The sequence below is a fragment of the Clostridium tetani genome, assembly GCF_900167265.1.
GTDB lineage: Bacteria > Bacillota > Clostridia > Clostridiales > Clostridiaceae > Clostridium_G > Clostridium_G tetani.
Genome location: NZ_FUWT01000015.1, coordinates 37,849 through 52,764, shown reverse-complemented (window position 1 = coordinate 52,764; position 14,916 = coordinate 37,849). Strand labels below are relative to the sequence as shown.

Sequence of the window (14,916 nt, the reverse complement as noted above, 5' to 3'; positions counted from 1 at the left end):
TTATTATAGGAATAAGTGATAGAATATAATATAATATATATTGATTTTGTTAAGAATTTTTTAAAAAAGTATTATGGCATTGGAGTGATAAAATTGTCAATAATAGATTTGCATTGTGATACTATATATAAAATAACAAATTGCAAAGATAAAATAAATTTAAAGGATAATAATATATCTATAGATTTAAACAAAATGAGGAAGGGAAAAGTTAACGGTGAATTTTTTGCTCTTTTTATAGATAGAGAAGAAACAGAAACTCCGCTTAAAACTTGCAATAAAATGTTAGATAGATTCTATGAAGAAATGGATGAAAATAAAGAAACTATAAAACTAACTAAAAATTATACACAGTACAAAGAAAATATTAGGAATAACATCATGTCTGCATTTCTAACTATAGAAGGCGGAGAAGCATTAGAAGGAGAAATTTATAATTTGAGAAACTTTTATAGACTAGGAGTAAGACTATTAACCTTAACCTGGAATTATGAAAATGAAATAGGTTATCCTAACTGTAATAAAATATTTATGCAAAAAGGTTTAAAGAAATTTGGAATAGAAATAGTAGAAGAAATGAATAGATTGGGAATGATAATAGATGTATCTCATTTATCAGATGGTGGATTTTATGATGTAGCTAAATACTCAAAGGTTCCTTTTATAGCATCTCATTCAAATGCAAGAAGCATAACAAACCATGGCAGAAACTTAACAGATGATATGATAAAAATCTTAAGTGAAAAGGGTGGAGTTATAGGAATAAATTTTTGTAATGAATTCTTAGGAGATACAGAGATAAGTAGAGTTGAAGATATGATTACTCACATAAAATATATAAAAAATACAGGAGGAATAGATTGTATTGCATTAGGTAGTGATTTTGATGGAATAGATTGTGAAGTAGAAATAGAAGATATATCTCAAATGGATAAACTGATAGAAAAATTAAGTTCATCAGGATTCAATGAAAGTGAGATAGAAAGAATATGTTTTAAGAATGCAGAAAGAGTAATAAAAGAAGTATTAAAATAAAAAAAATAGGTATATGGGGATTAGTAATATAAAAAGATATAGTAAATGTTATAAAATTAAAAGGAGATGTTTTAAATGAAGAAGGAAGATTTGAAGCTAGGTATATTTTCTTGGTTCGGATTTATAATGCCTATTCAGGAAAGACTAAAGCTTATAAAAGAAGCAGGCTTTGATTCTACAGCTATATGGTGGGAAGATGAAGAAGGTGACAGAGTAGTAAAAAAAGAGGAATTTCCTAAACTAGTAAAAGATTCTGGACTTATATTTGAAAATATACATGCCCCATTTTTAAATTGTAATATGCTTTGGAGTGAAGATGAGGATTTAAGAAAAACAACAGTTAGGAAACATGTGCAATTAATAGAGGATTGTGCAAAATATGAGATACCGATAATGGTAATGCATATATCAGAAGGATTTTTATTAAAAACACCTAATGAATTAGGAATAAGAAGTATTAGACAAATTATAAAAGAAGCTGAAAATAATAATGTAAAGGTAGCTATAGAAAATACAGATAATAATCTTTTTATAGATTATGCACTAAGGAATATACACTCTCCTAATCTAGGATTTTGTTTTGATACTTCTCATAATGAAATCTCAGACAGAAATGATATAAATTTATTAAAAGAGTATAGAGACAGATTATTTACTCTTCATATTTCTGATAATGATGGTCTAAAGGATAGACATTGGATTCCTTACCAAGGAAATATAAATTGGGCAAAAATGAAAAATAATTTTCCAATAGAAACTTATAAAGGACATCTAAGTATGGAAGTATTCACAAAAGAAGAGGATAAAAACAAATCAGCAGAAGAATTCTTATCAAAAGCATATAAAAATGTTTGTAAACTTAGAAGCTATTTGATGGTATAATAAATACAAGATTTCGTGATCTAATATACAATATATATAAAGGGGAGATGACTAAATTGAAACTTACAGGGAAAAGAATGATAATGTTAGCAGAAGAAGGATTTGACGATTTAGAACTTTGGTATCCAGTAATAAGACTGAGAGAAGAGGGTTGTGAAGTAGTTATTGTAGGATCTGGTACTAGTAAAATTTATAAAGGAAAACATGGAATACCTGTAGATGTTGATAAAAATGCTGATGAGGTATCTTCAAAAGAGTTTGATGGAATAATAGTTCCAGGTGGATGGGCACCAGATAAATTAAGAAGATATAACAGCGTAAAAAAATTAGTAGGAGACTTCGCAAAAGAAAATAAATTATTAGCTACAATATGTCATGGAGGATGGGTATTTATATCAGCAGGAGTTATAAAAGATTATAAAATGACTTGTGTAAATGCAATAATAGATGATGTGAAAAATGCTGGAGCCAATTATATAGATAGTGAAGTAGCGGTAGACAGAAATTTAATAACATCTAGAAGTCCTAAGGATTTACCTGCATATATGAGAGCTATTATAGATTATTTAGATAAATAAAATTTATGAGATTAAAGTATTATAAATTTATTTTAGTACTTTAATCTCTTTTTATTTTTGCAACTAATTATTAGTTAATATATACTTTTATTTCGGCAGTTGATGGTACTCTTCCATGGGAAACTATATGATCATTTATGATTAGAGCAGGAGAAGGGATATCACCATATTTTATAATTCTATTTAAATCTGTTATTTTTTCAATGGATGCGGATATATTTGATTCTTTTAAAGCCTTTTGGGTGTTTTCTTCTAATTTTTTGCAATGAGCACTTCCAGTATCTAAAATTTTTATATTCATTATAAAAACCTCCTTAACTTAAAGATAAAATTTAAAGTTAAAACATCTTTTTTGTATTATTCCTCATATAAGAAAAGCTATACATATTGAAGTATGAATAACAAATGCAATTATTAAAAATAAAAAAGGTCCTTTAAGAACAAATCATAAAGAACCTTCTTTATTTTTATTTTTTAGCTACATCCTGTTGTAGAGCCACAATCTAGGCAAACTAAGCAGGTACCATTTCTAACCATTCTAGTACTAGAACAAGTAGGACAAGTAGAGCAATAAAGTCGTTCACCAGCTACAGCTTTACCATCAACAGTTTTGTAAGTATTATTTGAAGCCAAATCATTATCAGATGCACTATTATCATTATTGTTAGAATCTTTAGATTGATTACTAATATAATTAGGTGAATTAGTAGCAAATTGATCTTTAATAATATCATTTGTATTAAAAACATTACGAGCATTGGTATTTAAATCATAATTCTCAGGTTTTACTTGGCATCTAGAAAAATCACCAACTTCTATGTCTATTATTTTACTAATAAGGTCAGATATAGAAGATACATATTTTATATATGGATGTTTTTGAACAAATCCATAAGGTTCATATTTTTGTCCCCTAAGCATTTTGGATATATCTTGAGGAGGAACGTGATATTGTAACATAATAGATAAAGCTTTAGAAAGGGAATTTAATAATCCCATTATAATAGTACCTTCTCTATCAGTTGTAATATAAATTTCTGATATCTCTCCATTTTGTCTTCTATTAATAGTAGTGTAGATTTTAACATCATTTATTTGGGCAGGATGGGTAGTTCCATTTCTTATACCTATAGCTTTTTCACGACTTGAATAATTTACACCCTCTTGAAGTTTTCTTTGAAGTTCTTTTGATTTTTCAAGAAGGGATTTATAATCTAAATCCTCTAGTTCAAAATCTTTTTCTGAAGATAGACTTACATTTAGAGGTTGACTAGCTTTACACCCATCCCTATAAAGAGCGATTCCTTTTACACCTAATTCCCAAGAATTTAATATAACTTTTTTGAAATCTTCTATGGTAGCATTATTAGGTAAATTAACAGTTTTAGAAATAGCTCCAGATATAAGTGGCGTCAAAGCGGCAACCATTTTAACATGACCCATTGGTTCAATGTATCGTTTCCCACTACCGCATTTATTAGCGGTATCAAAAATAGCATAATGTTCCTTCTTTAAGTGAGGGGCACCTTCTATTTTACCATCCAATACTTTTTCATATTTAAATCCTTCTTTAGTTTGAACTACTTCCTTTTCTAAAACGTATTGTAAAATGTCTTTTATTTGTTCTTTAGAGTATCCAAGATTTTTTAATGAAAGTTCTATAACTGGATTAGTTACAGTCATCATTCCACCACCAGATAGCTTTTTATAAACTACATGACTAAAAAATGGCTCTATAGAAGTAGCACCACAATCCATTGCAAAGGAAATAGTTCCAGTAGGAGCTATAACTGATACTTGAGCATTTCTATATCCATGTTCTTCACCACTATTTAATGCTTTTAGCCAAGATTTTTTTAATAAATTACTTAAGTCAGAAAAACCTATGTTTTCTAGTAAATTGTGATCAACTTTTACAGGATTATAATTTAAATCTTCATATAAACCATTTATGCTACCAGCTACTTTAGCATGATTTCTAATTACTTTCAGCATATGTGGTTTATTTATTGAAAATTTTTCAAAAGTACCTATTTCCTTAGCCATTAATGAAGATATATAGTAAGAATATCCAGTTAATAATCCAACTAAAGCAGATGAAATATTTCTAGCTTCTGTAGAATTATAAGGATAGCCTAGTACCATAAGTAGTGAAGCTAAATTAGTTATTCCAAGCCCTGTTGCTCTGAACATATAAGTCTTTTGTGCTATATCCTTTGTAGGAAATTGTCCCCAGTAAATAGATGCTTCTAATGCTAATTGAACAAGTCCTACAACATGGAGATAACTTTCTAAATCAATATTTTTTTCTTTACCATCATAAAATTTATATATATTTATAGATGCTAAATTGCAAGAACTATTATCTAAAAAAGCATATTCACCACAAGGATTTGTGGAATTTATTTTATTATGTTTAGCATTAACATTCCCATCTTCTCCAGCTGGACAAGTATGCCATGCATTAAAGGTATCAGAAAATTGTGGTGCTGGGTCTGCACACATCCATGTAGATTTTGCAAAAGAATCCCACAAATCTTTAACTTTAACTTTTTGATTCACAGAGGAATCTACTCTACCTTCTAATTCTATAGTATCATCGGGCATGGAGTCTAAGTTTTTAACTTTTTCCATGAAAAAGTCTGAAAATCTTATAGAGTTATTACTATTCTGACCAGAAACAGTTTCATATGCTTCTCCATCAATATCCATATCATATCCCATTTTACCTAAAGCTCTTACTTTATCTTCTTCGCGAGCTTTCCAAGTAATGAAATCTAATATTTCTGGATGATCTATATCTAAACATACCATTTTAGCAGCTCTTCTAGTAGTACCACCAGATTTAATAGCACCAGCGTTTCTGTCTAATCCTTTTAAAAAACTCATAAGTCCAGAAGAAACACCTCCGCCAGAAAGTTTTTCACCTTTTGCTCTAATAGTGGAGAAGTTAGTACCTGTACCTGAACCACCTTTAAATAATTTTGTTTCATTAACATATTGATCGGATATAGAATGAGATCCTAAAAGTTTATCTTCTATAGAAAGTATGAAACAAGCAGATGCTTGAGTTCTTGAATAAGAATCTACACTTTCTACAACCTGTTTTAAATTTTCATCATAATAATAATTGCCGTTAGGACTTCCTTTAATTCCATATTCCATGCATAAGCCAGTATTAAACCATTGTGGAGAATTTGGAGCATACATTTGGGATAATAGGGCATATACCATTTCATCATAAAATATTTGCTTTTCATCTTTAGTTTTTAACAAACCCTGTTCATGTAAAGCACTAGCCCAAAAGTTTACCATTCTATGAGCTACCATTTTCATACTATTTTCATAACCATATTTATTAGGGACACCTGCTTTTCTAAAATATTTAGATGCTATGATGTCACATGAATTTTGAGAATAATGTTCTGGAAATTCAAGGTCTTTCATATCTACTAGAACTTTTCCTGTTTTATGATCTTTTAGAAAAACGTCTACTAGTTTCCAATTAAAAAGGTCATAAACAGTTAAATTCTTATTTTTCTCTAATTCTTTTGTAAATTTTCTTCTAATTATTTTATTTAGGAAATCTGTATTATCTAAATTATTTAATAATTTCAAAATAGTTCCTCCTTGTTTAAAGAATACTTAATAAGTATATTATAAAAAAAGAATATATACAAACATTATATTATCGAATTAAATTAGTCTATATAAGCATATATGGTATAATGATGCATTTTGCTATACAATATATAGTATATTATAAGAAAACAATACAATGTATAGTTAAAAGATGGGCTTATTAGAAATATATTTTATTATACTTATATAAATAAAGTAATATTCACTTATTATATAAAAATAATGATATAATAAAGATAAAAAGAGTATACAATAAAATACATAATTAAGAAAGAGGAGGCAAAGAAAGGTTATTTAAAGATATAAACTATTACGGAAATAAAAAATAAAATTATTATAAGGTGATGAGAATGAATATAACGCAAGAAGCAGATTATGGAATAAGAGCAGTTTTAATACTAGCCAAAGAAGGCGAAGGGGAAAAATTAGATGCAAAAACTATTGCAGAAAGAGGGAATATTCCTTTAAGATTTTTATTAAAATTATTAAGAAAACTTATTCAAGCAGGAATAGTACGTTCCTATAGAGGAGTAAATGGAGGATATGCCTTAAATAAACATAGTGAAGATATAAATTTAAAGGAAGTTATAGAGTCTATAGATGGACCTATAGCAGTAAATAGATGTATAACAGATAAAGATTTTTGTAATGCAAAGAAGACAGAAATATGTGTTGTACATAAAGAGTTACGAAAAGTACAGAATATATTTGTTAAGGAGTTAGAGAAAATTACATTTTCTAAATTAAAAAATTCTTAAGTCTTATTGTATAAATTAAATACTTAATAAAATTTTTCTAGCCACTACATAAAAATAAACCTTTTTTATCGAAGTTAATTACTTTATTTTACACATTTGGAATCATAAAGTAAAAAATATTCATATTAATAAATGATTTCTAACATATTTGAAGAAATATATATTAATGAGAGGTGATTATGTGGCTAGAGCTTCAAAAAATAAAGGTGGAAAAAATAATTTTAAAAATATTCTTATGGTAATAACCTTTATTTATTTTTTATTTATTATATTTGGAAGGAATTTAAATAATATATATATGATATGGAATTTGCTACTTGCATGGATACCATTAGAAATTTCATATTTTTTTAAAAAAGTATCTACAAATAAGAATAAAAAAAAATATTCACAAACGTTAATTATATTATTAAGTGTGATTTGGATTATATCATATCCAAATGCTCCCTACATCATTACTGACTTAGCTCATTTAAATGGTAATAAATATTTTGAAATAATAAATGTAAATACAGAAGGAACGAAGTTTATATTTAACAATGATTTAAATGTGTGGACAGATTTTTTCTACATATTTATAGCAGTATGGATTTCTAGTATTATATCTTTTGCGTCCTTATACATAAACAAGCAGATTATTATGGAAAAATACAATAATATATTCAGCTGGTTATTCCTATTTATAGTAAGTATATTTAGCGGATTTAATATATACTTAAGTAGATTTGAAAACTTCTGTAGTTGGAATGTTATAATAGCCCCCTATAAAACTATAGTCCTTATATCTAAAAACATTAATAAGATAACATTTAAATTTTCTATGATTTTTGGTGGAATAATTATTATAATATATATGATAACTAATTTACTAGTTAATAAACTAAAAGATGAATAACTAATTTACTTTAGGAGTGATTTTGAAAATGAATAAGAAAACTAAAATTATTTTAGATACAGATCCAGGAATTGATGATGCTGTAGCCATAGTAGCCGCATTATTTAGTCCTAAAATTCAAGTGGAATTAATAACTACTGTATCTGGAAATGTAGATGTAGATAAAACAACAGAAAATGCACTGAAAATATTAGAATTTTTAAATAAAGATGTACCTATAGCAAAAGGTGCTAGAAAACCATTAATGAGAGAATTAGATGATGCAAGTGATATACATGGAGATTCTGGATTAGATGGTTACAATTTTGGTAAAATTACAAGAAAAACAGATGAAAAACCCGCTATAGATAAGATGAGAGAAGTTATAATTAATTCAGAAGAGAAAATAACTTTAGTAGCAATAGGACCTTTAACTAATATTGCATTACTTTTAAGTTCATATCCAGAAGTTAAAGATAAAATAGACAAGTTAGTTATAATGGGGGGATCTGCATCTAGAGGAAATAAAACACCTGCTGCGGAATTTAACATTTATGTTGACCCAGAAAGTGCTAATATAGTATTTAAATCTGGAATAAATATAGTAATGTGTGGGTTAGATATTACAAACAACGCTATATTTAAAGAAGAAGATATAAATTATATAAAAAATCTAAATAAAACAGGATATATGCTTTATTCATTATTTAAATGTTACAGAAGTGGAAGTTTTAAGAAGGGATTAAGAATGCATGATTTATGTGCAATAGCTTATTTAGATAAACCTGAAATATTTAAAGCGGTTTCTGCAAAGGTTGATATAGAAACCAAAGGAGAACATACATTAGGTGCCACAGTGGTAGACTTTGATAATTACTCTAATGGTAAGGCACAAGTGAAAGTATGCATGGAACTTGATGTAGAAGATTTAAAAAAGTGGTTCTTTAGTATATTGAATAAAGTAAATTAGGAAATAATTTAGGGACAGGGTTAAATATTTAAACTCTGTCCCTATATATTATTGTTTTTACCTTTTGATAATAGTATATTAAAATATAGTTATATTAAACATCTTTTGGAGGTGTAAATATGAAAATAATTCATACTGGAGATTGGCATATAGGAAAAATAGTAAATGAATTTAGTATGATAGAGGATCAAAAAATCGTATTAGAACAATTAATAAATATAATTAAAGAAGAAAAGCCTAATGCATTAATTATAGCTGGAGACTTATATGATAGAAGTATACCACCTGTGGAAGCTGTAGAATTATTAGATAGGACTTTTAATAAAATTCTGTTAGATTTAAAAGTTCCCATATTAGCTATAGCTGGAAATCATGATAGTCCAGAAAGACTAGCTTTTGGCAGTAGAATTCTTACGGAAAATGGTCTTCATATAGCGGGAAGTTTTAATAAAGAAAAAAGAGAGATAAAAAAAGTAATATTAAAAAGTAATAATGAAAATTTTAATTTTTATTTGCTACCTTACTGTGATCCAAAAGAAATAAAACATATTTTTCAAGATGATAAAATTTCTACTCATGATGACGCAATGAGGGTTTTAGTAGACATCATAGAAAAGGATTTAAATAAAAATGAAAAAAATGTATTAATAACTCACGCATATACAAGCTTTATAAAAGACAACCAAAGTCTTGAAGTTTGCCAATCGGAAAGACCTCTAAGTATAGGGGGGACAGATATTGTAAATGCAGAGTATTTTTCCGAATTTACATATACAGCTCTTGGACATTTACACAAGCCTCAAAAGGTTAAAGATAATAAAATAAGATATTCAGGATCTCTTTTAAAATATTCTTTTTCAGAAGTAAACCATAAAAAAGGAGCAACTATAGTTAATATAAATAAATATGGAGAAATCCAAATAGATTTTAAAGAATTTAAACCTAAAAGAGATATGAGAATCATAAAAGGACCATTAGAAAAACTGATAAGTCCAGAGATTTATAAGGGTACTAATATAGAAGATTACGTATATGCATTATTAACAGATGAAGGGGAACTAGTAGATCCCATAGCAAAATTAAGAGCTGTTTACCCTAATATAATGGGACTTAGCAGAGAAGGGGAAATAAAAAAAGAAGATAGTAAAACATCAGCAGGGCAGGGATACAAAAACAAAACTAAATTACAGCTTTTTAAAGAGTTTTATAATTCGATAACAGGAAAAGACTTGGAAAAAGAAAGTCTACAAATAATAACCAATGTAATAGAGAAAATAGAAAAAGAGGTGAACTAGATGAAGCCTTTAAAGTTAACTATGTGTGCATTTGGACCCTATGCAGATGTGCAAATTATAGATTTTACGGAGCTAGATAATAGAAATATATTTCTTATAAATGGTCCAACAGGTGCAGGTAAAACTACTATATTTGATGCTATAAGTTATGCTTTGTTTGGTGAAGCGTCTAATACTAATAAAGATAGGGACGGACTTAGAAGTGACTTTGCGTCACAAGAAACTATTACTTATGTAGATCTAGAATTTTCTTTAAGGGATAAGAAATATAAAGTAACTAGATATCCACAACAACCAAGAAAAAAATCTAGAGGTGAGGGTTTTACCTACAAAAACTCAGAGGCTTTTTTAATATTATCAGAAGGTAATACTGTATCTGGGGTAACTTTGGTGGAAGAAAAAATAAATGAGATTCTTGGTATAAATAAAAATCAATTTAGACAAATTGTTATGTTGCCACAGGGGGAATTTAGAAAACTTCTTGAGGCTGATAGTTCTGAAAGAGAGATTATATTTAGAAAAATATTTGGGACAGAACATTTTGAAAAATTTCAGAAAGTATTGGATGATAAAAGAAAAGAAATTTATAAAGATATTGCCAAAGTGAATACTGAAAGAATAACTAACGTTAAGCGTGTAGATGTTACTAATAATGAAGAACTCTCTAAAATTATAGATAAAGAAAATTTAAATTTTAAAGAGATAATTTTAGGAATAGAAGAAATAATAGAGAATGATGAAATACAAGAACAAAATCTTTCTAAAAAGATTGAAGAAATAAATGGAGAAGAAATAAAAATTCAAAATGAAATAGTTTTGCTAGAAGAGGTAAATAAAAAGATTAAAGAAAAAGAAGAATATGAGAAAAAATACAAGGAACTTATTTTTCAAAAAGAAGAATATGAAAATAAAAAAGATAAATTGTATCAAGGAAGGAAAGCATTAGAAGTTACAATGCTTGAAAATAATTTTAAAGAAAAGGAAAATTATTTTCAGTTAAAAGAAAAGGAGTATATAGAAGTAGAACAAAGGGTTAATTTGTATAGAAAAAAAGTAGAGGAATCTATAAAAAAATTAAAAGAAGAAGAATCTAAAGAGGAAGAAAGAAAAGAAACTTCCAATAAATTAACAATTCTTAAAAGTTTTCAAAATAAAGTTAGAGATTATGAAGAAAAAAAGAATAGGATAGAACAAATTAAAGGAGAATTAGAGAAAAAACAGAAAGAATATTCTAGTTTAGGTAGTAAAATTAAAAATGACAGAACTAAGCTTAATAATTTAAACAAAGAGTTTGTTGAACTACAAAAGTGTGAAGTGGAAAAAGAAAAAATACTTAGTAAAGTAGAAGAAAAAGAAGTTATTTGCAATGATATGCGGGATTTTTATAAGTATTATAATAGCTATTTAATAAATATAAAAAAACATGGTAATTTAAAAATAAACTTTGATAAAATCGAAAAAAAATACATGGAAACTAAATTAAAATATGAGATAATGGAAGATAACTTTAAAAAAGGGCAAGCTGGAATATTAGCAAAAGATTTAAAAGATGGAGTTAAATGCCCTGTTTGTGGCTCAAAGCATCATCCAAGCCCTGCTGAAATGATAAAAGGTGTACCAACAGAAGAAAAATTAAATCAAATTAAATATGAGTTTGATGAAATAAAAGAACAAAGAGATATGATTTTGCAAAACATGTCTGATTTAAATGGGGTAATTACTAGTAGCAACGAAATAATATCAGATTATAAATTAAAGCTAGAAAAGAGTTTAGGTAAAATAATAGAAGAATATTGGAAAAAAGATATTTTAAATTTTATATCCATAAAAGGTAAAGAAATTGCCTTAGAAGTAGAAAATTTAAAAGAGAAACTAAAACAAATTGAAGAGGATAATAAAAAGAAAATAAATATTAAGAATAGTCTTATTAAATTAGAAGAGGAAATAGAAGAAAATAATATATTATTAGAAAAATTAAATGAAGAATATAAGGATAGTTTTGCTAAAGTAAAAAGTGAAGAAAGTTCTATTTTAGCTATAGAAAAAGAGATACCAGAGAAATTTAGAAGTGTGCCAGAATTAAATAAAAAAATAAAAAATATAGAAAATAAATTATTAGAATTAAATCAGCTATTAGAAAAGGCTAGGAAAGAATACGAGGTTATTAATAATGAATATATATCTTTAAAAACAAATAAAAAAAGTAAGTTAGAAAATTTACAAGAACTTTTAAAAGAAATAGAAAAAAATAAAGATAATATGAATAAAAAAATAATAGAATGTGGTTTGAAAGATTATAATAATTATTTAGCTGTGAAACTTTCAGAAGATCAATTAAAAAGTTTAGATGAAGACATACAAGATTATAATCAAAATATTAAAATCATAAAGTTTAATTTAAATAGAGCAATTAATAATAGTAAAGATTTAGAGTTTATAGATTTAGATATTATAAAAGAAAAGTTAGAGAAAGTTAATCAAGAAAAAAATCAATTAAACAGAGAATATAATATAGTGTTTTCTAGGTTAGATAACAATATAAAGACTTTAAAAGAAATAAAGAAGTTAAATGAAAAGATAAGTGAAAAAGAAGATGATTATAAGATTATAGGTGAATTAGCAAGGATATCCAATGGGGATAATGATGAAAGAATAACTTTCGAAAGATACGTATTAGCTGCTTATTTTGATGAAATAATAGCTGCTGCTAATATACGTTTGTCCAAAATGACAGGAGGAAGGTTTTTACTTAGTAGAAAAGAAGAAAAAGGAAAAGGAAGAAGACAAGAAGGATTAGAATTGGAGGTTTTTGATAATTATACAGGCAAAGCTAGACATGTTAAAACATTATCTGGAGGAGAAAGTTTTAAAGCATCTTTATCTCTAGCTCTAGGGCTAGCAGATGTTATACAATCCTATGCAGGCGGTATAAGCTTAGATACTATTTTTATTGACGAAGGATTTGGAACATTAGACCCCGAATCACTAGATAATGCTATAGAAACTTTAGTGGAACTACAAAATGGCGGAAGACTGGTAGGTATAATATCTCATGTACCAGAACTTAAAGAAAGAATAGATAGCATATTAGAGATAATTCCAACTAAAGAAGGAAGTAAGGCAAGATTTATAATATAAAAATCATTGGTAAAATACTGGATTCAGGTGTATTAATATGATATAATAGCGGATATTTGAGATTAGCGAAAATACAGAAGCTAAAATTGAAATAGATGGAGGAACGTATTAACTATGATAAGTACTAATAATATAAGTTTAAGATATGGAGGAAGAGTTTTATTTGAAGATGTAAATGTAAAATTTACACCAGGAAACTGTTATGGTCTTATAGGTGCAAATGGGGCAGGAAAGTCTACATTTTTAAAAATTCTTTCAGGGGAAATTGAAGCAAATAAAGGGGATGTTATATTAGAGCCAGGTAAAAGAATGGCTGTACTAAAACAAGATCATTTCCAATTTGATAGTGAACCTGTGCTAGAAACGGTAATAATGGGACATGAAAGACTTTATAATATTATGAAAGAAAAGGAAAAGATATACTCAAAAGAAGATTTTTCAGAAGAAGATGGAATAAAAGTTGCAGAACTAGAAGGAGAGTTTACAGAACTTAACGGTTGGGAAGCGGAATCAGAAGCAGCAACTCTGTTAACAGGGCTTGGAATTCCTGTCGAATTACATTATAAATTAATGAAAGACTTAGATGGCGGACAAAAGGTAAGAGTGCTTTTAGCACAGGCTTTATTTGGAAAGCCAGATATACTATTACTAGATGAGCCTACAAACCATTTGGATATTAAATCAATACAGTGGCTAGAAGAATTTCTTATAAACTTTGAAAATACTGTAATATTGATTTCTCATGACAGACACTTTTTAAATAAAGTATGTACACATATAGCGGATTTAGACTTTGGAAAAATACAACTATATGTTGGAAATTATGATTTCTGGTATGAATCAAGTCAATTAGCATTGGAAATGGCAAAAGATCAAAATAAAAAGAAAGAAGAAAAGATAAAAGATCTTGAAGAATTTATAGCAAGATTTAGTGCTAATGCATCTAAATCGAAACAAGCTACATCACGTAAAAAGATGCTAGATAAAATAACTTTAGAAGATATAAAGCCGTCTTCTAGAAGATATCCTTTTGTAGGTTTTAAGCCAGATAGGGAAGCGGGAAATGATTTGCTTGCAGTAGAGGGAATTACTAAAACTATAGATGGAGAAAAAGTTTTAAATAATGTAAGCTTTAGAGTAAATAAAGGTGATAAAATAGCCTTTGTAGGAGAAAACAGTATAGCAAAAACAGCATTATTTCAAATACTTACGGGAGAAGATAAGGCTGATAGTGGAGAATTTAAATGGGGAATAACCACAAGTCAATCTTATTTTCCAAATGATAATAGTAACTACTTTAATGGAGTAAATTTAAATTTAGTGGATTGGCTTAGACAATTCTCTGAGGAAAAATCTGAAACATTTATAAGAGGATTTCTTGGAAGAATGCTTTTCTCAGGAGAAGAAGCATTAAAAAGTGCTGAAGTATTATCTGGAGGAGAAAAGGTAAGATGTATGCTTTCAAAAATGATGCTAAGTGGAGCAAATGTTCTTATTTTAGATGAACCAACAAACCATTTAGATCTTGAATCCATTACAGCTGTAAATAATGGATTGATAAATTTCCCAGGAACTATCTTATTTACTTCCCATGACCACCAATTTGTTCAAACTATAGCAAATAGGATTATTGAAATAACTCCAGATGGAATTATAGACAGACAAATGACTTATGATGAATATTTAAATAGTAAAAAATAAATAAAAATACTCTTTTCTGGCAACAACCAATATAATATAAAAG

11 protein-coding genes are annotated in these 14,916 nt (G+C 27.5%); 9 read left to right on the top strand and 2 right to left on the bottom strand.

Going from position 1 to position 14,916, the window contains the following annotated elements:
• Positions 1-93 precede the first annotated feature (93 nt).
• From B5D21_RS11235 to B5D21_RS11225, 3 genes are all read left to right on the top strand, one after another.
• Positions 94-1,035, top strand: a complete 942-nt coding sequence (locus tag B5D21_RS11235) for a dipeptidase (protein WP_035124419.1) — start codon at positions 94-96, stop codon at positions 1,033-1,035.
• Positions 1,036-1,110: 75 nt separating this feature from the next.
• The gene (locus B5D21_RS11230) at positions 1,111-1,917 is read left to right on the top strand and encodes a sugar phosphate isomerase/epimerase family protein (protein ID WP_011098855.1); all 807 of its coding nucleotides are present in this window, start codon (positions 1,111-1,113) and stop codon (positions 1,915-1,917) included.
• 47 nt (positions 1,918-1,964) lie between these two features.
• Positions 1,965-2,495 (top strand): type 1 glutamine amidotransferase domain-containing protein, encoded by a 531-nt coding sequence (locus B5D21_RS11225; RefSeq protein WP_011098856.1) that lies wholly within the window; start codon positions 1,965-1,967, stop codon positions 2,493-2,495.
• Positions 2,496-2,565: 70 nt separating this feature from the next.
• On the opposite strand, the gene B5D21_RS11220 is transcribed toward B5D21_RS11225, so the two are convergent.
• Positions 2,566-2,796 carry a thioredoxin family protein gene (locus B5D21_RS11220; protein WP_023437405.1) on the bottom strand — a complete coding sequence of 77 codons (231 nt, stop codon included), beginning with the start codon at positions 2,794-2,796 and terminating at the stop codon, positions 2,566-2,568.
• A gap of 173 nt (positions 2,797-2,969) precedes the next feature.
• Positions 2,970-6,113, bottom strand: coding sequence for a vitamin B12-dependent ribonucleotide reductase (locus tag B5D21_RS11215; RefSeq protein WP_011098857.1), 3,144 nt, complete (start codon positions 6,111-6,113; stop codon positions 2,970-2,972).
• Between the two features lie 374 nt (positions 6,114-6,487).
• On the opposite strand from B5D21_RS11215, the gene B5D21_RS11210 reads away from it, so the two are divergent.
• From B5D21_RS11210 to B5D21_RS11185, 6 genes are all read left to right on the top strand, one after another.
• Positions 6,488-6,895 (top strand): Rrf2 family transcriptional regulator, encoded by a 408-nt coding sequence (locus B5D21_RS11210; protein ID WP_023437407.1) that lies wholly within the window; start codon positions 6,488-6,490, stop codon positions 6,893-6,895.
• Between the two features lie 181 nt (positions 6,896-7,076).
• Positions 7,077-7,790, top strand: coding sequence for a DUF1361 domain-containing protein (locus B5D21_RS11205; RefSeq protein ID WP_035110878.1), 714 nt, complete (start codon positions 7,077-7,079; stop codon positions 7,788-7,790).
• 28 nt (positions 7,791-7,818) lie between these two features.
• On the top strand, positions 7,819-8,739 hold the full coding sequence (rihC, locus tag B5D21_RS11200) for a ribonucleoside hydrolase RihC (RefSeq protein WP_035124422.1): 921 nt from the start codon (positions 7,819-7,821) through the stop codon (positions 8,737-8,739).
• Between the two features lie 119 nt (positions 8,740-8,858).
• Positions 8,859-10,034: an exonuclease SbcCD subunit D gene (locus B5D21_RS11195; protein WP_011098861.1), complete on the top strand. Its 1,176-nt coding sequence runs from the start codon at positions 8,859-8,861 to the stop codon at positions 10,032-10,034.
• On the top strand, positions 10,035-13,172 hold the full coding sequence (locus B5D21_RS11190; protein WP_011098862.1) for an AAA family ATPase: 3,138 nt from the start codon (positions 10,035-10,037) through the stop codon (positions 13,170-13,172). It abuts the gene before it with no gap.
• A 114-nt stretch (positions 13,173-13,286) separates the two neighbouring features.
• Entirely contained in the window at positions 13,287-14,873 is a 1,587-nt protein-coding gene (locus tag B5D21_RS11185) for an ABC-F family ATP-binding cassette domain-containing protein (protein WP_011098863.1), read from the top strand.
• The last annotated feature ends 43 nt before the right edge of the window (positions 14,874-14,916 follow it).